General features: G+C 37.5%; 16 protein-coding genes. 2 read left to right on the top strand and 14 right to left on the bottom strand.

Annotated features, from left to right (window positions below; all coding sequences use genetic code 11):
- From N8L90_RS07920 to N8L90_RS07890, 7 genes are all read right to left on the bottom strand, one after another.
- Nucleotides 1–2426 (bottom strand): YSIRK-type signal peptide-containing protein (locus tag N8L90_RS07920; protein WP_261024961.1); only part of this gene is annotated, 2426 nt, incomplete at its 3' end.
- A gap of 503 nt (nucleotides 2427–2929) precedes the next feature.
- Nucleotides 2930–3325, bottom strand: coding sequence for a YtxH domain-containing protein (locus tag N8L90_RS07915; protein WP_261024959.1), 396 nt, complete (start codon nucleotides 3323–3325; stop codon nucleotides 2930–2932).
- 15 nt (nucleotides 3326–3340) lie between these two features.
- Nucleotides 3341–3724 (bottom strand): DUF948 domain-containing protein, encoded by a 384-nt coding sequence (locus N8L90_RS07910; RefSeq protein WP_000895044.1) that lies wholly within the window; start codon nucleotides 3722–3724, stop codon nucleotides 3341–3343.
- Nucleotides 3725–4513 carry a prolipoprotein diacylglyceryl transferase gene (gene lgt, locus N8L90_RS07905; RefSeq protein ID WP_261024956.1) on the bottom strand — a complete coding sequence of 263 codons (789 nt, stop codon included), beginning with the start codon at nucleotides 4511–4513 and terminating at the stop codon, nucleotides 3725–3727.
- Entirely contained in the window at nucleotides 4506–5444 is a 939-nt protein-coding gene (hprK, locus tag N8L90_RS07900; protein WP_261024962.1) for an HPr(Ser) kinase/phosphatase, read from the bottom strand. The genes lgt and hprK overlap by 8 nt, the downstream gene beginning before the upstream one ends.
- Nucleotides 5445–5778: 334 nt before the next feature.
- Nucleotides 5779–5955 (bottom strand): 30S ribosomal protein S21, encoded by a 177-nt coding sequence (gene rpsU / locus N8L90_RS07895; RefSeq protein ID WP_000048054.1) that lies wholly within the window; start codon nucleotides 5953–5955, stop codon nucleotides 5779–5781.
- A gap of 150 nt (nucleotides 5956–6105) precedes the next feature.
- Nucleotides 6106–6813, bottom strand: coding sequence for a glucosamine-6-phosphate deaminase (locus N8L90_RS07890; protein ID WP_261024954.1), 708 nt, complete (start codon nucleotides 6811–6813; stop codon nucleotides 6106–6108).
- Between the two features lie 150 nt (nucleotides 6814–6963).
- Here N8L90_RS07890 and queA point away from each other — a divergent pair, with 150 nt between their 5' ends.
- Complete coding sequence (gene queA, locus N8L90_RS07885) at nucleotides 6964–7992, top strand: tRNA preQ1(34) S-adenosylmethionine ribosyltransferase-isomerase QueA (protein ID WP_261024952.1); 1029 nt, start codon at nucleotides 6964–6966, stop codon at nucleotides 7990–7992.
- A gap of 76 nt (nucleotides 7993–8068) precedes the next feature.
- Here the strand turns inward: queA and N8L90_RS07880 are convergent, their stop codons facing one another.
- Genes N8L90_RS07880 through mnmL form a run of 5 tightly spaced genes read right to left on the bottom strand, consistent with a single transcriptional unit; the run spans nucleotide 8069 to nucleotide 12767 of the window.
- On the bottom strand, nucleotides 8069–8929 hold the full coding sequence (locus N8L90_RS07880; RefSeq protein ID WP_261024950.1) for a YihY/virulence factor BrkB family protein: 861 nt from the start codon (nucleotides 8927–8929) through the stop codon (nucleotides 8069–8071).
- A gap of 27 nt (nucleotides 8930–8956) precedes the next feature.
- Nucleotides 8957–11011 (bottom strand): cation:proton antiporter, encoded by a 2055-nt coding sequence (locus tag N8L90_RS07875; protein ID WP_261024948.1) that lies wholly within the window; start codon nucleotides 11009–11011, stop codon nucleotides 8957–8959.
- 11 nt (nucleotides 11012–11022) lie between these two features.
- Entirely contained in the window at nucleotides 11023–11277 is a 255-nt protein-coding gene (locus N8L90_RS07870; protein WP_000361085.1) for a hypothetical protein, read from the bottom strand.
- The gene (gene mnmM, locus N8L90_RS07865; protein WP_203176150.1) at nucleotides 11270–11827 is read right to left on the bottom strand and encodes a tRNA 5-(aminomethyl)-2-thiouridylate-methyltransferase MnmM; all 558 of its coding nucleotides are present in this window, start codon (nucleotides 11825–11827) and stop codon (nucleotides 11270–11272) included. Before mnmM ends, N8L90_RS07870 begins: the two co-directional genes overlap by 8 nt.
- On the bottom strand, nucleotides 11811–12767 hold the full coding sequence (mnmL, locus tag N8L90_RS07860) for a tRNA modification radical SAM protein MnmL/YtqA (protein WP_203176152.1): 957 nt from the start codon (nucleotides 12765–12767) through the stop codon (nucleotides 11811–11813). The genes mnmM and mnmL overlap by 17 nt, the downstream gene beginning before the upstream one ends.
- Before the next feature lie 91 nt (nucleotides 12768–12858).
- Here mnmL and N8L90_RS07855 point away from each other — a divergent pair, with 91 nt between their 5' ends.
- Nucleotides 12859–13218, top strand: coding sequence for a DUF3397 family protein (locus N8L90_RS07855; protein WP_004242853.1), 360 nt, complete (start codon nucleotides 12859–12861; stop codon nucleotides 13216–13218).
- Between the two features lie 80 nt (nucleotides 13219–13298).
- On the opposite strand, the gene N8L90_RS07850 is transcribed toward N8L90_RS07855, so the two are convergent.
- Nucleotides 13299–13607: a hypothetical protein gene (locus tag N8L90_RS07850; RefSeq protein ID WP_261024946.1), complete on the bottom strand. Its 309-nt coding sequence runs from the start codon at nucleotides 13605–13607 to the stop codon at nucleotides 13299–13301.
- A 473-nt stretch (nucleotides 13608–14080) separates the two neighbouring features.
- A complete protein-coding gene (locus N8L90_RS07845) occupies nucleotides 14081–20650 on the bottom strand; it encodes a S8 family peptidase (protein ID WP_261024944.1) in 6570 nt (2189 codons plus the stop codon).
- Nucleotides 20651–21064 lie beyond the last annotated feature (414 nt).

Genomic DNA, 21064 nt, shown 5'->3' with positions numbered 1-21064 from the left:
TCACCTTTAGCTTTTGTCGCGTCTTTTTCATAACGAACACTTGGCTGTATTGGCGTAACCACAACCTTAGATTTAGCACCATCTTTCTTGAACACTTCATTTTTTTCTGTTGGAGTTAAGGCACCGGTACTTGCATTGATCGCGTAAGTTGTAGTCTTCTTAACAACATCATCGCCTTCTTTGAGGTATTCAACCTCATCTTTAGCTGGCACTTTAACCACTGTAGGAGTTGAAGGTTTGATAACTGGTTTTCCTTCATGTGGAATGAGGTTACCATCTGTCGGATTCACAGTATAAGTGGTAGTTACTGTTCTAGTGCCTGGAGTACCAGCTACTGTTATTTTTGCTTCACCTTTAGCTTTTGTCGCGTCTTTTTCATAACGAACACTTGGCTGTATTGGCGTAACCACAACCTTAGATTTAGCTCCATTTTGTTTGAAGATTTCCTTTTTCTCTGTTGGAGTAAGGGCACCGGTACTTGCATTGACCGCGTAAGTTGTAGTCTTCTTAACAACATCATCGCCTTCTTTGAGGTATTCAACCTCATCTTTAGCTGGGACCTTGACCACTGTAGGAGTTGAAGGTTTGATAACTGGTTTTCCTTCATGTGGAATGAGGCTACCATCTGTCGGATTCACAGTATAGGTTGTAGTTACTGTGTTTGTCCCTGGAGTACCAGCTACTGTGACTTTTGCTTCTTCTTTAGCCCTTGTGGCGTCTTTTTCATAACGAACACTTGGATCAAGTGGTGTAACGACAACCTTAGCCTTGGCACCATCTTTCTTAAACACTTCATCAAGTGTATTTTTAGTAATCTGTCCTGTATCAGGATCTTTCATACTCACAGTTGTTGACTTAATGATGTCATCTCCGCTTTTACTGTATACAGTAGTTTCTCCAACTTTTTCTACAGATTTAACTGTTGTAATTTTTTTATCTTGATAACCTGTCCCATCTAAGGAAATTCGTTTCCCAGACATAAACTCTGATCGTCTATTAATCAGATCGGCTTCAAAATAAGAACGTGAACTATGACCTCCGCTTGTCCGTCCAACATTTATAACAACATCACTATCATTGCTGACACCTTTTCTTATCGTCGAATCATTATCAACAATATAATGAGTCATTTTACCAGACTTAGCTATTTTTTTGCTATCTAAACCTTTTTGCCAAAATTCACGACGGGAAACCCAACTTGTCACAACTTTTGGAGCATTGAATGTTGTTCCTTTTTTTAATACATTATTATAAAAGTTTCTATAAGCCCGCTGTTCTTTAGGAGACATGACTCTGCTATCAGAATATGCCAACTGATAGGCTTCAACCATTGCCCGTTGTACTAAGTATCCTCCTAAAGAATGTCCTGTCAAATAAAGATTGGTAATACTCTTATCTTTAGCTAGTTCGCGCATGATATTTTCTGCATCGTTCCCTTGCTGAGGATTGCTTCCTACTCCAAGTACTCCATCAGCCACAATATCTTTGGCATCACTTGTTCCACGAAAGGCTAACACTTGTGCAGTTCCATTTGGTAAATATAAAAAATCACTCTTAGTTTCATACAAGACAGCATCTAGTCCACTGGATGTATGATAGCTTTTCTTTCTTTTCCAATAAGGAGCTAATTCCCTATTCATCATCATGTATTCATAGCGTGGTTTACTTTCGCCTTTCTTTTTGTATAAATCCGCCTCTGTTAATTGCTTCTTATTATTTAAAACTTTATCAATATAATCATCATCACGGTAAGACAATTCCATGAACATAATCATATCGCGCTCACTGACATTCCATTTTAATTTTTCATCTGGCTTTTCTTTACTGTCAATAATACCATCACCATCAGTATCTTCTAACATAGGATGACTATTATAGCCTACATACTTTTTTCCGTCCTTTTCATAAATATAAAGTTCTTCTTTATCCTTCAAGTAATCTTCATCTGTATAAGCTTCTGGACTTAACTTAGGGCCGTTTAGTAACAAACTGTCAAGCTTATTACCTTCTGAACCGATTACTCCTGCTTTTATTTGCTTAGCATACTCATCAGTTAATTCATACTTTTTAACCTCGGAAGGATTGGATGCTGCTCTCACCTCTGGAGTGCTTGATCTGTCTTCACCCGCCACGGAAGCCCTTGTGATCAAGCTATTATTTTCCTTATCCCCAGATGTACCGAGTTCTGTAGTCCTTGTAGATCTTATTGGAACATCTCTGGTATCTAACTCAGAAGCAGGATTATTTTGATTATCTGGTATAGGTTGAACTGCTTCTCTTTTCTCCACAGAAGATGGGGAATTTTCCGTAGAAGCAAGCACTCCCTGAGATGGTGTAAACAAGGCAATTCCTATTAATACAGAAGCCACTCCAACAGAAAACTTTCGAATCGAAAAACGTTGACGTTTATTAAAAATATCTTTCATTTTACCAACTTTCTTTCTAACTATTTTTTACAAAATAGAGGCTTCTAATATTTTACATAGACAGAATACTAAATCGTTTCTTGACTAAAATTTTAGAGCTTTTCCTCTACTTCATCATAAACTACCACATTGATTTCTAATCATAGAAAATGGATTGCTTAATATTACTAAAATATCAGTAAAATATAAAAAAATGTAATACTCAATGAAAATCAAAGAGCAAACTAGGAAGCTAGCCGCAGGCTGTACTGGAGTACGGCAAGGTGAAGCTGACGTAGTTTGAAGAGATTTTCGAAGAGTATAAATATTTCACTTCCAACACTGCCATTATACCATAAAAATTCATAACACTCATGTATTTAAAAAAAGTTTATTAAAAAGCCTTTAAAATCAAAAAACACATAATATCAAGTATTGAAAAAACTTGATATTATGTGTTTTATTGTAAAAAGATTTACTTCATTTTTTTCCTAGAATTGAGTTTTTGCCCAGTCTCATCAAATCTAGATTTTTTCTTCTTTGATATCAATCACAATCTCTTCTGCTTGGTCAAGAATTTCTGCCTTTTCTTGCCATTGCTCCTTGAGATTATTGAATCGATCTTTTGATGCTTCTGTCGCTTGACGAGCACATGATTTAGCTTGAGCAAGTACGCTGTCAACAGTGATTTCACCTGACTCAACCTGTTCTTTGGTTTTAAGAACAAAATCTGTAGCCTGATCTTTGACTTCTGTCAGTTTTTCACAGACCTGCTCCTTGGCATACTCAGGATCTTCTCTCAAATCATCCAGAAAATCTTGAGCCTGACTGCAAACTTGTTTACCCTTGTCACTTGTTAAAAACAAGGCAAGAGCTGCACCTGAAACGGTTCCTAAAAGGATTGAGGATAGTTTACCCATAAGAATTCTCCTTTTTTATTTTTTGAAAAATTTACTTGCGACACGTAGGGCTGACAAACTTGCACCAGTCTTGAGTGTTTTTGAACCAGCTGATGAAGCTTTCTTACTCAAGACACGCGCATGGTCATTGAGGTCTGAAACAGATAGAGATAAATCTGCAACAGCGCTAAAGAGTGGATCAATCGTTGCCACCTTAACATTGATATCATCTGCCAAGACATTGACCTTAGCCAGCAATTCATTGGTATGATGCAAGGTCACATCCACATCTGAAGTCAAGGTTTTAATCGTCTTCTCTGTTTCATCAATAACACGACCAAGTTTTTGTACAGTAATGATTAGATAGACTAAAAAGACAATCAAAGCAAGGGCTACAAGAATATATGCAACTTCTAACATTTACTTTTCCTCCTCTGTAATATAGTAAGGGGCCTTCTTTCGATTTTGATATAGAATGATAAAAATACCGAGACCGATAAGGACAACCGATAGCCATTGAGATACTCGAAGGCCAAAGAACATGAGGCTATCTGTCCGCATGCCTTCGATGACCATGCGACCAAAACCATACCAAATCAAGTAGAAAGCAGTGATATGACCTCGTCTGAGACTCTTCCATTTTCGTCTAAAAATCAGAATCAAGGCAAAGCCAAGCAGATTCCATAGAGACTCGTAAAGGAAGGTCGGTTGACGGTAGCTTCCCTCAATATACATCTGGTCACGGATAAAGCCAGGTAGATAATCCAGATTATCCACTGCTGCACCATAGGCTTCTTGGTTAAAGAAATTGCCCCAGCGACCCAAACTTTGGGCAATCATGACGCTAGGCGCCGCAATATCTAGGAAATCCCAAGTATTGATGAGTTTACGATCAGCAAAGATATAGAGTACAATAGCCCCAGTTATCAAACCACCGTAAAAAGCCAAACCACCATTCCAAATGGCAAAAATTTCTCCCAAGTTCTGACTATAGTAATCAAAACGGAAAATAACATAATAGAGACGAGCTCCTAAAATAGCCAGAGGAAAGGCTATCAAGATAAAATCTAAAATATCGTCTGGTATGATCTTCTTTCTAGGTGCTTCTTTCATGGTCAAATAAACCGCAAGAATCAAGCCTGTTACAATACACAAGGCATACCATCGAATGGCTAGAGGGCCTAGATGAATCGCAATTGGATCAAACATTAGGCACCTCCTCGTTTTGAGCAATGAGATTGGTCAAGCGTTCTTCGAACAAACGCGTCGCATCAAAGCCCATTTCCTTGGCACGATAATTCATGGCAGCAGCCTCAATCACGACAGAGATATTACGACCTGTTTTCACTGGAATGCGGATACGAGGAATGGCTACGCCAGAAATTTCTATTTCCTCTGCATTGTTTCCAAGACGATCAAAAGTTTTATGTGTATCGTAATTTTCCAAATAAACAGCCAGCTGGACTTGTGAAGAATCCTTGACGGCACTCGCACCGTAGAGGCTCATGACATCGATAATCCCAACCCCACGAATTTCAATCAGGTGTCTCAATATTTCAGCTGGTTCACCCCAAAGAGTAATCTCATCCTTGGCAAAGATATCGACCCGGTCATCAGCTACCAAGCGGTGACCACGTTTGACAAGCTCTAAACCTGTCTCACTCTTACCGATACCACTATCGCCTTGAATCAAGACACCCATCCCATAGATATCCATCAAAACACCATGAACACTGGTACGTTCTGCTAAACGTGAATCCAGATAACTAGATAACTCTCCAGACAAACGACTAGTAGCCGTACGGCTGGTTAAAATGGCAATCTTACATTCTCTGGCTGCCTTCAACATCTCCTCTGGAACCACCAAACCACGGGCAACAATGACCGCAGGTGTCTCAGGTAGAAACATTTTTTTCAAAACTTCATAACGGCTGTTGGAAGGCATGCTGACCAAATAGGACCACTCCTTCATTCCCAAAAGTTGGATCCTCTCTGGCGTATAGTAGTCAAAATAACCTGTCATTTCAAGACCAGGTCGCGTAATATCCGCTGTATTGATTTCCTTTTCAAGCAATTCTGGTTCGCCATAGACAATGTCTAGTCTAAGCTTTTCAATCACTTCTTTTACTAAAACCGACATCATTTCCTCCTTCAATCGAGTTCTTTTTACTATTATATCAAATTGTGGGAGGAAGTTTCAGATTTTTGCAGGCTTTGGAGTATTTATTTATACTCAATGAAAATCAAAGAGCAAACTAGGAAACTAGGAAACTAGCCATAGGTTGCTCAAAACACTGTTTTGAGGTAGCAGATAAGACTGACGAAGTCAGCTCAAAGCACTGCTTTGAGGTTGTAGATGAAACTGACGAAGTCAGTAACCATATCTACGGCAAGGCGACGTTGACGAGGTTTGAAGAGATTTTCGAAGAGTATTAAAAGAAAAAAGACTAGATTTCTCCAGCCTTTCATTTCAATTAGAATTTTTTACGTTTACGAGCTGCTTCTGATTTACGTTTACGTTTTACAGAAGGTTTTTCATAGAATTCACGTTTGCGTGTTTCTTGAAGAGTACCAGCTTTAGTAACCGCACGTTTGAAACGACGAAGTGCGTCGTCAAGAGATTCATTCTTACGTACTACTGTTTTAGACATTTTTTTCACTCCCTTCAAGTTCAAGATCTACTCTATTTTACACGTAAAAGGAGTAATTGTCAAGAAAAAATGCGGTTTAATTTTGATTTTTTCTGCCATTTATACAAGTCTTGAAAGCACTCAGCAGAACATACTGAACGGTTCCATTTTTTATTTTTCAAGTAGGCTGAGCGCTTCTGCATCTGCAATGATGGTCACATCAGGGTGATTTTGGAGGCTACTTGCTGGTAGATTCTCAGTTACTGGTCCAGACACTGTTCCGGCAATGGCTTCTGCTTTTGATGCACCGTAAGCAAAGAGAAGAATTGACTTAGCATCCAAGATGTTTTTAATCCCCATTGAGATGGCTTGGGTTGGGACGTCTTCAATCTTGTCAAAGAAACGTGCGTTTGCTTCGATAGTAGACTTGTCAAGTTCTACAAGGTGAGTTTGACTGTCAAATGGAGTACCAGGTTCATTAAATCCGATATGTCCATTGCGACCGATTCCCAAGATTTGAAGGTCAACAGGATGGTCAGCCAAAATTTGGTTGTAGCGTTCAACTTCAGCTTCAGCATTGTCCTTAACCCCACGAGGTAAGAAACTTTCTTTAAATGGTTTTTGGTTAAACAAGTTTTCTTGCATGAAGTGACGGTAAGACTGAGAATTGGCGCCATCAAGGCCTACATACTCATCAAGGTTGACACTAGTTAAATTTGAAAAATCAAGGTCACTCTCAACAATTTCCTTGTAAAATTCAAGTGGGCTACTTCCTGTCGCAAGTCCTAGAGTTTGAGCGCCATTGGCCAACTTTTCCTTCAAAATCTCAAAAGCAACTTTTCCACCTTGAACTTGGTTTTCAACTTTAATAACTTTCATCTTTTCATCCTCCGTTTTAATCTATACTCATTATATGGTATAGACCAATTTCTGTCAAGTGAAAACGATTTAATTTCTAAAAAAAGAGCGACTATACTTGAAACATGTTATAATGGATAGGATTAGAACTTAGAAAGAATGAACAGATATATGAATACAGCTGATTTTGATTTCCACTTACCTGAGGAATTGATTGCCCAAACGCCCCTTGAAAAACGGGATGCTTCTAAACTCCTCATCGTCAACCGTGAGACAGGAGAAATGCAGGATAAGCATTTCCACTCTATTATTGATATGCTGGAACCTGGTGATGCCCTTGTCATGAACGACACCCGCGTTCTCCCTGCCCGCCTCTATGGTCAAAAGGAAGAAACTGGAGGTCATGTGGAACTTCTCCTGCTCAAAAATACGGCCGGAGATGAGTGGGAAGTTCTTGCTAAACCTGCCAAACGCCTCAAGGTCGGTACTCGTGTCCGCTTTGGTGATGGCCGTCTCAGCGCTGTTGTTACGGAAGAATTGACTCACGGGGGCCGCATTGTCCGCTTTGAATACCAAGGAATTTTCCTGGAGGTCTTGGAAAGTCTGGGAGAAATGCCTCTGCCGCCTTATATCCACGAAAAACTGGATGATCGTGAACGTTATCAAACCGTTTACGCCAAGGAAAGTGGCTCTGCTGCAGCACCTACTGCTGGTCTTCACTTCACCAAAGAACTGCTAGCAGAAATCCAAGCTAAAGGAGTTCATCTAGTCTATCTGACTCTGCATGTCGGGCTCGGAACCTTTAGACCCGTTTCTGTTGACAATCTGGATGAACATGAAATGCACTCAGAATTCTACCAACTTTCTGAGGAAGCTGCTGCCACCCTTCGTTCTGTTAAAGAAAATGGTGGTCGTGTCATCGCTGTCGGAACCACTTCTATCCGCACCTTGGAGACTATTGGTTCCAAATTTGATGGGCAAATCCAAGCAGATTCTGGCTGGACCAATATCTTTATCAAACCTGGCTATGAATGGAAGGTTGTAGATGCCTTTTCAACCAACTTCCACCTGCCAAAATCAACTCTGGTCATGTTGGTTTCTGCTTTTGCAGGTCGCGAATTGGTCTTAGACGCTTATCACCATGCCATTCAAGAACACTACCGCTTCTTTAGTTTTGGCGATGCCATGTTTATCTATTAATTTACATAATCAAAAAAGCGCATATTATCAAGGTTTTATCAAACCTGATAGTATGCGTTTTGTAATAGATACAGAATTAATTTATTCTAAAGCTCGGATCTTTCAAACTCTGAACACTGGCATTAATCACCGCGCCGACAATCAAAATCTTAGCGATGAGAATAAACCAGAACATCATGACCACCACGACAATGGAACTGAAAAAACGCACGTCCACTAGGTGATTGACATAATTGTTGACATAGACTGAAAAGATATTGAGTAGGAAAACCAGAGTCAACAAGACAAAGGCACTACCTGGCAATACATGTCGAATCCGTCGGATCTTGACATTAGGCAGGAAATAATAAAGCATGACCAAGATAGCAAAAATCAGGGCATAAACCAAGGGGCCTGTTAGGTCTTGCAGATAATCAAAGAGAGGATTATCTGATTTCCAGTAGCTTTTGATAAGGTTGAGAAGCATGCGACCAAAGACACTCAGAAAAAGAGCTAACGCAAAGAGAATCTGCAGACCAAAACTGACAAACAAACTCATAAGCTGATGGGAAATCAGTCCACGATTTTTAGCTACTCCGTAAGCTTTATTAAAGGCTTTCTGTAGGAAATTCATGGATTTTGAAAAGGTCCAGAGGGCTGACAAAACCGCAAAACTCAATAAGCCTGTTGACGGTTGGGTCAGCACTTCTGTAATAATCTTTGCGACCACATCATACATGGTATCGGGCAAAAATTCATTGACAACCTTTAAAAAATTAGAAACTGGAATTTGAAAATAAGGAAGGATATTGACCACCACCAAAAGCAGAGGAAAAATCGAAATCAACCAATAGTAGGCTACTGCGACACTGGTCAACTCACTATCTGATGCTTGATAATAATGCAAAAAGGCTTTTACTAAAGGCTTGTCTATCAGCTCTTTCCACCACTTTTTCATGTCACACTCCTTCACTTACACTCTTGATTAATTTCTTCTTACCAATTCCACCATATCATAAGGCAGGGTATTGGCAGCTTCCTTCAAGGAATAGTTCTCTAAGTTATTCACATTTTGTCGTAACTTCTTGGCGTACTTGGTTGTAATCAATCGTTTTTCTTCATATTCGAAAATCAACTTGCGCTCCAAGTAATAGCCTCTCAGCATTTCATCGATATTGTTGGGCTTAACACGATTGATAACCCGTTCGACAAAGGCACCACTGGTGATGATAGCTGTTTCACGGAGACGAGAATCCTGCATGAAGCTAATCAAGGAACTCTTATAAACCCCTTTAAGGTTCTCCAAACTTTCGATAATCATCTCTGTGTTTTCTAGATAGAGCTCTGCAATTTGGTCATAGTCAAGGGCTCTGAGTTTCTGTGATTCTTCATTTTTCCAACTGCGGAAGGTCTTACCAAAGGTAAAGACTTCGTGAAGGAGAAAACGTAAAATCCGCAAGGAAACAAGGAAATAATAGGTCAATCGTGAAGCAAACTTGCGATTGATACTTTGTTCCATGTTTTTCAAATAACGTTGGTAAACTCGATAGGCACGCTCACTCATCTTGCCTTCTTCGTAGGCTTGTTCTAAACCATCACTTTCAATACTGAGGATAAGAAGCTTCAAGGCCTCCCAGTCTTCTTGAGCCCCCTTGTTTTCTTGATTCAGGATAAGGTTCTCTATTCGTCCATGATAATTGTCAATAGCCGCATAGAGAGGGAGCTTATTTCTGGTATCTTCCAACTCTTTTTCCAACTCTAGCGTTACTTCATTCAAAATGGCGATATGCATGAGATAGTCCTTGCTTTCTTCCTGTTCATCAGAAAGATGAGGCAAGACCACGAGGCCTGTTAAAAAGCTGACAAGCGTCACACCTGCGACAAGGAAAAGTAAGAGAGGATACTTCTGTTCTAGATTACTTGGTATCAGAAGGATTGTAGCAATCGACACGGTTCCCTTGACACCTGAGAAGGTCAAGAGAAGCATGTCCTTTATATACTTATTTAGCTTTTTCTTTAGGCGTCGTGTTCTGTAGGCATAATAGCCATAAATCATGACAAAACGAATGGCAAAGAGGACAAAGGTCAGGGCGACAAGAGATCCCAGCAAGAGCAGAGGATTGTAGATTGGATTGGTCAAGATAGGTTCTGCTATCATTTCCAACTCCATCCCTAAAATCACAAAGACAGAACCGTTGAGCATAAAGTTCACTGTATGCCAGACCGTCTCAGTCACCGTATCCACTTGGGCTTCGAGGAGCGTAATTTTCTTAAAACGGCTTGCCTTTAAAATCCCTGCAACTACAACGGCAATAATCCCTGAAACATGGACTTCTTCTGCCAGGAAGAAGGTTACCAGAGGCAAACTCAATTCTAATAAAAGTTCGCTGGCAATATCCGTTGCGCGCACACTTAGCAAGAATGTGTGGAGGAAACGGTTGGTCATGGCTGTTAAAAAGCCAATCAAAAAACCGCCTAGGATTGAAAAGATGAGCGAACTACTCGCTTGCCCCAGGGAAAAGGCTCCAGTTGTCCAAGCTGTCAAAGCTACCTGAAAGGCAACCAAGCCAGAAGCATCATTCAAGAGTCCTTCACCCTTAAGAATATTGGACACGCGCTTTGGAAAGCTAAACCGCTCCGAAAGAGAGGCAAAGGCCACCAAATCCGTAGGCCCAAGAGCTGCCCCAACAGCCAAGCAAGCTGCCAAGGGAAGATTGAGCCAAAGAAGATGGGCCAAGCCACCCAAACTCAGGGTCGAGATGAAAATCACTGGAAATATGAGATAAACAATGATTCGCCAGTGTTTTAAAATAGCTGTAATGTCCGCTTCTTCCGACTCTCTGAAAAGCAAAGGCCCGATAACCAGTGCCAAAAACAACTCCGTATTGAGGTGAAAGTCGGTATTGGGTAAAAAGAGACCAATCACAATTCCCAAAAGAATTTGCACCAAAGGGAGAGGCAAAAAGGGCAGGAGCTTATTGGTTGTACTCGAGACAATCAAGACCAGTAAAAATAGGATGAGGTAAATCAGTAATTCCACGCAATTCCTCCTTAGTCTTTTTTACAACAGGATTCAAATATCTCCTTCTGCTCTTTGATTTTTTGGTCAATCTTGGAACAGTCTTTGTGCTCAATTTTTCTCTGGCACCGTTCCATTTCAAGAGCAACTAATTTTTTCTTGATTTTAAGCATTTTTTTGCTCATGTGTGCTTGGTCTAACACACCCACCGCTCGTTCGTGGTGGGTTGATTCGACAAAATTCTGGCGCATGGCATCCAGCTTTTCACGTAGGTATTGTTTATCCATGTCTATATCTCTCTAATTTTTCAATCATTACTAAAAATGGTGGGTTGTTGACTTGGTTTAAAGTTCGGTAAATGGCAGCTGTGTACTCTTGTTGGTTCAACTGGCTAACAAAATCCAAGACAGCATCCCTCTCGAGGTCGCCTCCTTCATGACCATAGTAGATCATGATAGCAATCCGTCCACCTTTGACGAGCAAATGACACAGCTTTTCTAAGGCTTCAATCGTTGTCTGAGGTTGGGTAATGACTGACTTATCAGCTGACGGCAGATAACCTAGATTAAAAATTCCTGCCTTGGCTTCTGTCACAAACTGGTCCAGTGTCTCATGACCTTGCAAGATTAACTGGGCATTTGTCAGGCCAGCTTGGTTCAAACGCTCTTGGGTCTTTCCCAAGGCTTGCTCCTGAATATCAAAAGCATAGACTTGCTTAGCTAGCTTGGCTAGAAAAAGTGTGTCATGACCATTTCCCATGGTCGCATCCACTACGATATCGTCTTTTGTCACTACCTCAGCCAAAAAATCATGTGCCATCTCAAGTGGTCTTTTCATTTTCAAACTCCTGTTTTACAGCCTTGCATCCTTGAACACTTCCACGACGTCGCATTTCAGCTTCAATAGCATTTAGCACTTCCCATTTATTGAGGCTCCACATAGGACCAATCAGCATATCTCTAGGTGCATCTCCTGTGATTCGATGGATGACGATATGCTTGGGAATGATTTCCAGTTGATCACAGATGACCTTGACATATTCGTCCTGACTCATCAGTTGCAAACGTCCCTCGTGGTAATCCCGTTGCATACGCGTATTGGTCATGAGGTGAAGCAAGTGCAATTTAATCCCTTGAATATCGTTATCCGTGACACAGCGGCGAACATTTTCAACCATCATCTCATGGGTTTCACCAGGCAAACCGTTGATCAGATGAGAAACAATCTCAATCTTAGGATACTTTCTCAAACGCTTAACCGTTTCCACGTACAATTCATAAGAATGGGCGCGGTTAATCAGGTCAGAGGTTGTTTCATAAGTGGTCTGCAAGCCCAATTCAACCGTCACATGCATGCGCTCCGATAACTCAGTCAAATATTCAATGGTTTCGTCTGGTAAACAGTCTGGGCGTGTTCCAATATTGATTCCTACTACACCTGGCTCATTGATAGCCTGCTCATAGCGCTCTCGGATGACCTCCACCTTTTCATGGGTGTTGGTAAAATTTTGAAAATAAACCAGATACTTCTGAACATCTGGCCACTTGCGGTGCATAAAGTCAATTTCCTTATAAAATTGCTCACGGATAGGCGCATCTGGTGCTACGATAGCATCTCCAGAACCTGAAACCGTACAAAAAGTACAGCCTCCATGAGCTACAGTTCCATCACGATTGGGACAGTCAAAACCCGCATCAATAGGGACTTTAAAGGTCTTTTCTCCAAAGAGTTTTCGATAATAATCATTCAAGGTATTATAAGATTTCATAACTTTCATTATAACAAAAAACACCCACAATCTCAAAAGCCTGACTTTCCTATAAATTCCTCTGTTTCTCGTTTCCATTAGCCTTTTTTTATGATACAATATGGGTATGATTTTAATGAAATTAGCATCTATTTTATTATTGATACTGACTTTAGTAGTCTGCATTATCATAACCAAACTTTTTAGATTAAAAAAACTAGGACGAAATTTTGCGGATTTGGCCTTTCCAGTCTTGGTATTTGAGTATTACCTGATTACAGCTAAAACCTTTACCCATAATTTCCTCCCTAGACTGGGCCTAGCCCTCTCACTCCTAGCCATTATTCTCGTTTTTTTCTTTCTTTTGAAAAAACGTAGCTTTTACTATCCTAAATTCATCAAATTCTTCTGGCGTGCTGGATTCTTATTAACCCTTGTCATGTATATTGAGATGATTGTTGAATTGATGGCTCAGAAATAAAAAATGAAATCGAAAACACCTCAATCAAACTAAAATACAGTGATTGAAGTGTTTTTTCTTTATCTATTTTTCAATAATTTCTATTTACTCTCTTTATCAGGAAAGATATATCCAATACCAATGCAAGCCAGCACACCTGCTCCAATTACCAAGCCACTTGAAATTGGCAAAAGGTCCAAAATTGCATTTGCGATGATGAAGGCAATAATCAAACACATCAGACTAGCCTTGTAATCCTTTTTCAAAAGATTCTCTAGAGTGAAAAAGAGGAACAAGCCTACCGGAATCAATGACCAGAGGTTAATGTCCAAACTTGGCCAGCCAACAGAACCAAAATACACTACTGTCGCTGCTGCTACTAAAAATACAATCCCCAATAATTTTTTCATTTCTTTATCTCCAATTTCGTTTTTAGGAACTTGAGTTGTCTAATACTGCCCCCCTCACGTCCTTTACACAAATCATTATAGCAGAGGTCAGTTTCAAGAACAAGTTCTTTTGCCTATCTGGTCTCTATATCGGTCTAAGTGGTTGAATAATAGCGATAAAATAAGGAATCAGGTAAAACAAATAAAAAGGAATTAAGCAACCAAACGCTACTTAATTCCTTGAAATTGTCTCATCACCTCTATTAGCCTTTAAATTTTGATAGACTCTATTTTCTAATCAATGTGACCAATATTGTCAATACTAACCCTTTCAATCAATTTATTAGTTATAGAAACTAAATCCATTAATAAATCCAAAAAGGGTATCAATAGTAAAGTAAACTAAATAATTGAGTTATAAATAGCTATTTTCACAAAACGGTTTCATCATTATACTATCTCAGTACACAAACCATTTTTCTATAGCTTTTGTCTTAATCTTGATCTTTTTTCTTTAATCCAAGAAATGCACCTAAGGTAAACATTATTCCGGCAACCAATGACGTAAAGCCTTCGCTAACTGTTCCGGTTTTTGGTAACCTATCATTGTTAGTAGTTGATTTACTATCAATATTGGTATGTTTATTATCTATGTTCTCTGGTTCATTAAGATAAACTTCCTTCTTATTTTCAAAGTTTTTATCATTTTCATCAGGAACTGTAACTTTGACATCCTCAGTTGAATCAGATCTTTGACTTTCATCTAATTGACTATAATTTACTTGTACAGGAACTGTAGCTGTGACATCCTTAGTTGAATCAGATTTGTGTGAATGATTTTCTCTTTGGAAATCCTCTTTTCTGTGACTTTCATCTAATTGATTATGATTTGCTTGCACCTTATCTTTCTTTTTCGATACATCAAAAGTAGGTTTATTTTCCTCCTCCTTTTTCTCCTCTATTTTCTTGAATACAGGTTTTATAAGGATATCTTTTGATAGATTAAGAACATAGCCAACGTCTTTTTTCCCTTCGACACCAGAAATTTCCCAACCATCAAATTGATAGCCTTTTTCTAATTTACCCTTATAGACAGGTAAAATGAAATCTTCTTCCGACACTATCGTTGAACTCATTTCTTTTCCATTTTGAATGGTCACAGTCACCGTATGAGCTTTTAATTCGCTCACCTCTCCCGTATCTTTGTTTAAAATGAATTCTTTTACGGTCGTATTTCTTGCAAAATCTTTTACAAGAATCTTAATGTTTAGTGTCTTATCTGTTAGTTGTTTAATATCATCAAATGATTTATATTCTTTTCCATTTACATAAATATGTTTGTCTTGAATCTCACCATCGAATCCATTATTTCTTTTATCATTGATGTTAAAGACTACAGATTTTCCATCAGCATATTCAATACTAGTATTTCCCTTAGGATCAATGTTTACTTCTGGTTTAACATTATCATATAAAAATTGATAGTGTACTCCAACCGCTTTCGCATTCAAATCGCTATAGCCAGTTTTAAGATAAACATTTCCATCCATATCTGTTACCTTATCTGGGAATCCGTTTGCTTTATAGTCTTTCATTCCCCAGTCCATGATGTCACCGTCTTTAACATTAAGCTTAACGTTAAAATCTCTAGTGTTATCAATGTGTAAATCTCCGTAGATTAAATAATTATCTACAACAGATTCATTAACTCTCAACTCCCAGTTAAAACCACCCTTATCAGAAATCTTACCTCTTAAATAAAATTCTGGATTTCGTACATAAATTTTATTAGATTTAGATGGATTAAAGTAGTTCTTGTCCATTGAAAGGTTTACTGGTTTTGCATCAATAAATAACGTAGAGCCATCTTCTTTTATAGCTTCTACATTGGACTTATCCTCTCCAGTGTACTCTTTATCATCTTTACCAAATAATACAAGTTTAGAAGGATCTGTTACAAGATTTCCATCTTTATCGATTGCCTCCCCTTTATCGTTCATTTTAAATCTAAACACTTGATACCTTACAATGTTAAAGCCGTCCAAAGCCGACATTAATACTGATTGAGTACTTCTTCCATCTTCAACATTTCTACTATCAGCATAAATTATTTTTTCTGATAAGGCTCTTAGATTAGGATTGGCCTTTTGTATTTTTGCTATATCTTCCTTGCTATAGACTCCATTTCCTTCTAACATATCCGTTTTTCCAGGATTATAGGTAGTCACTTTTAGTGCATAGCCTTTTCTCAGAATGATATTATCCTTTAATAGATATTGTTGTTTTTCTGAATCAGAATAGATTTTACCAGATTCCATTTCAGTTAAATTATTTGGTTTATTCTTTGAAAGATCTCCTTCTCCTAATTCTATTATATTCCCATAACTTGATGCATATGGATATTCTGTTTTAGTTTCCTTATTTTTTTCAGGCATTCTAATCTTCGTTTCAGCTTTTATCTGATCATCATCTTTAACAAAGAATCTCATATCTCCTGCAAAAGCTAATCCATCCACAATATCATTAATATTAGCGTATAAATCAAATGTCATCGTTTTTGAATGGGAATCATACTTGGTCGCTTTGATTTCTATAGATTTATAGTTATTTCCATAATATACCTTGGCATTTTTAGACACATTACTTATCTTTCCAAGAATTTCAAAGTGTCCATCTTTAGACGGGCTTAGAACACCATAAATTTTTGATTTGATTTCGTCAAGTTTTTCAGTTTCATATTCTAAGGCACTACCATCGTCATAAGCAATGATATTTCCCTTATCATCGTATTTATAATCGTATTCCTCTGTTCTCTTACCAGTTTCACTTGTAAAGTCATCAACTTCTCTAAATTTCTTTTTAATGAGTTTCTTCAAGTCTTTACTTTCAAACTCTCTAATTGTTGAAATAGTTTTATGAATAGTCAAGCTAGATTTTTCTTCAATAGACTCTTCATTGTCTTGATGATTTTCTTCCTCAGTTGTATCTTTTTTAAGACTATCGTCTTTTCTATTTTCTAAATTTTTAAATTTAGATTCAGAAATCTCGCCAAGCTTTTGGTATTTAGATGAATCTTGATCAGGATCTACTAGATAATAGGAAATCATCCCCTTTTCATCAGCATGATCAGCAAATTTAATTCTATGAATCTTTGTAAAATTGCTAGAGCCATCTAATGCAATGACTTCAATGATTTTTCCTCTTAAATCTCCTGCACCATTAATTTCATAAATGGTATTTCCATCTTTGTCAAGTTTTCTATTTCTTCCTTCACCCTCACCTGCATAGGTTACTTCAAGATTTTTCTCAACCTCTCCGTCTTCATTAACAAGAGCGGCGCCAGCATACCAAACTTCGTTTGCAATCTCATCAAATTTTTCAGGATGTGCTTTTTGATCTCTCGCAAATAGCGTTTCATTCTTATACTGATCTTTTACCTTATGATAAGTATCCTTTGTAATCAACTTAATTTTTTCAGGATTTGAAAAATCAACCGAAACAATCTTAGGGGCTGTGTTATCAATTTTTACAGGAATATAGGAAACCTGCCATGGATAATCTTTAGTTAATCTATATTTAAATTTATAGAAATATTGACCTTCTGCAATTGGTTCAAATTGACCTCTTATCTTAGTAGCAGGATCTTTGGTATCCTTGCTTTCTGGTGCATTTTCTTCTCTACCTCTAGGGTTATAGATGAGTCCATCCCATTTCAAGTCACCCCAAACTTTTAGCTTAGAAGATTTGATTCCCTTTGCATCATTTCTCTTAGAGTTTAAAATTCCTTTAATAAAGTGTTCTCTCGAAATGACTTTTAAGTCTTTTTGATTTTCTCCCTCTTTATTTGTATTTACTATTGAAATCATTCCTTCTTCTGCACTTCTTAATACAAGTGGAGAAGGTGTTAATCCTCTCTCAAGTTGAGCATCTTGAGGATTTCCATTTGAATCTAAGGGATAAATTTTAGCAATATTAGAACCACTTGATGATGGTGCGTTGATCCCTTCGTTATTGAAAGCAAATAATTCTGGATTTTGATCTAGGGATGTTGTATTTTTATCTTTTCTATTTTGTATAACTCCTGCTGGATTAAATTTATCTATACCATGCTCTCCACCAATTCCCTTATTTAAGGTTCCTGGAATTTTTGGTTTACCATCATCATCATAACCTTCCATTGTTTTTGATTTTGAACCCTCTTCCCAGGCCCATTTATCAAGGATTGGTTCCTTATTCCAATCCCCAGCAAATCCCATTAGAGGCATCGATAAAGAAGGTTGGAAGTTTATTTTCTTCCCGTTAGAGTTTAGAGCTTCCATTTCTTCCACTGATTCAAAATGAATAAATGATTCTACAAATTTATTTTTGTTTTTAGCCTCTCCAACATTTATAACCGCATTCAAATCAAAGCTAGAATTTGGGCTTATAGTGAAGGTGTCATGCTCAAATGTGATATTTGCTCCTTTGATTTTTTCTGGGTGGATTTCTGGAACAATTTGCTTACCATCTGGAGATTTTTCATCTTTGTATGTTTCATCCAGTTTTAGTCTATCAGTTAGAGCATCTGTAGTTACCGCTGATGCTGAAACTTTAAAGGTTAAAGGTCTGTTTGATGTATTGTGAAGCTTAATTGTAAAGTATTTTTTATCTCCTTTTATTTCTTTAAGAGAAATAGAACCATAAGAGTTTACCAAACCTTTAGAATCCGTGTTCTTGAAAGTAGCTACAACTTCATTTCTCAAAGCATTGGCCACATTAATTAGCCCTGCTCCCTGTTGTCTAGGTGATGCAAAGTATTGGCTTTTTTCTTTCCAAGAAGTTGCATCCATCATAGGCCGTGCAGTATTTTGTAGGGCAATTTTTGTAAGACTTGTAAGGTCTATTTTGTCATCTCCCTTAAGATTTTTCAATACAGGTCTTTCAAGCATTTCCTTTAACTTCGGTCTAATCAAAACAGTAGAAGCTGCCACGATTGGAGTTGCCATACTAGTCCCTGACATATAACCATAAGTTGATTTCCCATTAATGACATTAAGAGTAGATTTAATATTTTTACCTGGTGCTGAGACATCAGGCTTTAAAAGCAAATCTGTTCTCGGTCCCCAAGATGTGGATCCTGCTGGAACGATGATATCTTCTTTATACAATTCTTTGTCTGTGTCAGGTGCAAACTTAAAGTCAATCTCTTTTTCGTCACCTACATTCGGTTTATTAGAATTATAGCTTGCCATATCAATTGGATAGTATTGATCCAATTTATCTTTGAAATCTTCCTTACTATTTCTTTTAACTTCAGTTTTTTTATCAGGGTTAATCATGTTCCATAACTTTACACCATCATCTCCTGAAATTGAAAATACTTGACTAGTAGTTCCTTCATCCTCCTCATATCCCATAGCTGGAAGCTCTGTCCAATTATCTCTATTGTAGTAATTTACAGTATTTACAACCATAATGCCACGTGCACCCTTATCCGTAGCTCTTTTAAAAGAATTTTTTAAATCCTTTGTATAAATTCTATCCATTACTGCAATTTTGCCCTTAAGATCCAAACCTATCAAATCTTGGTCTTGACCCTTGCCTATATATACAAATTTTACTTTACTAGGAGCTTTTGATCCATCTTCATTTGTTACGATTTTATTTTTATCGAAAAAGGCACCTATATTTCTGTATTTAAAACTTTCTCCACCTATGTTAACTTTATCAAACTCAACTGTTTGATTTTTAGCAGAAGCGACCGCTATCGCATCTTCATGTGCTGCAGTTCGCGTTACATTTCCAGTATCTGTCATTTTCAGATTATTATTTGCCACTAAATCCCATGAAGAACTTGAAGCAGAAGTCGCATAGTTACCCGTAGCTACAACCATTGGAATGCCCGCTTTTCTTAATGCTCTAATAGCTTCCCAATATTTCTCACCTACAAGACCTGTTCCTGTAAAACCAGATGATACCGAAACAACATCGACATTGTGTTTGATCGAATCTTCAATAGCATGAAACATTGTTTCATCTCCTGCGAAGCCAGATCCTGCGTCAGAGTACATTTTATAAGAGAAGATCTGTGCATTAGGAGCAATTCCATCTATTCCATTAAAGTTCTTAATGTCTTTTTCAGTATCATTTCCCGCAAGAATCCCTGCAATATGCATCCCATGTGGATCAAAATAATCGCTCCCATCATCAGCTTTTTCTACAGTAATTTTACCACCATTATAATAATTGAAAGCATGAGGGATTTTATCACTCAACCAGAAATTTTTATCAGTACCTTTTAAGTCTTCTTTTTTGAATCTCATTGAGCCTTTAGCATCATCATCAATCCTCATGGCCTTATGCCTATAATCTGTCCCGGTATCGATATTTGAAATGACCATACCTCTACCATCAAAATTTTTACCAAATGGAGCATTGATAGACTTTAGGTAATCAATTGCCTCTTCAACTCCAATTTCCTTTCTAGCATGATTCATCATTGGCTGGACTTTTTGTGATCGTTCAACCGATGAGATACCTTCTATTAGTTTAATTTTGTCCAGATTATCTGGAGTTGTTTCTATTGCAACACCATTAAAAACCGTATCATAAGTATATAAAACTTTTGTATCCTTAAGATTGGATAATTCCTTGATTGCTTTTTCTCCAGATTCTTTATCTTTAAATTCAGCAATATAGACAAGTTTATCCTCTTTTTTGGGACTTTCTGGGTCTTTACTTGCAGACGAGTCCGCTTTATCTTCTTGGGATTGATTGGAATCTTCTTTGATTTTTTCTTCTTCATTGCTAGTTTTATTATCTCTCACAAATTCTTTACTAACAACTTCTTTTTCCTCAATAACCGTTGTTTTCTTCTCTTCAGTATCCTTTGAAGTTTCTATAGCATTATGAATATCTTCAAGTTTTTCTTTGTTTTCGTTTTGTTTACCTACTACTTTTTCTTTATCAGATATTTTTAAAGAATCTTCAGAACTAGGTGTATCTGCTAGGATTACCTCATTAGGGACATATGCTGCTAAAATAACTGCAGCTGTGGTTAATGACAATACTGTACTTTTTTTCATTTTAATTCCTTACATATTTATTTAACTTCCAATAGATAGAAAACTTTAACTTTGCTAGCCTTTGTTATAAAAAGTTTTACTAAGTATTATCTAGGAAATAGAGTAGTGCATTTATATATAATTGTTAACTCTCTGAAAATAGTATATCAATTAAAAAAATTTAAGTCAAGAAAAATTAACATGCATTAATTTATTTTTTAATACGTGTTAAAAATAAGGTTAAGTCAAAAAAATTCGTAGTTAACTGGGATACATTATAAGCACATTCACACCATCAAAAATAGTAGCAATCAACTTAAAGCACTAGCAACATCACAAAGTCAAACATCATTGATGAAATATCAGCGCTATTAAACAATATAAATAACCGCTAAGAATAAGGCTTAACGGTTATTTATATATAAATTTTTCAGA

The organism is Streptococcus mitis (genome assembly GCF_946190115.1).
GTDB classification, from domain to species: domain Bacteria; phylum Bacillota; class Bacilli; order Lactobacillales; family Streptococcaceae; genus Streptococcus; species Streptococcus mitis_CO.
The sequence above is the reverse complement of the archived record's forward strand: the minus strand, read 5'-3'. Positions and strand labels throughout refer to the sequence as shown.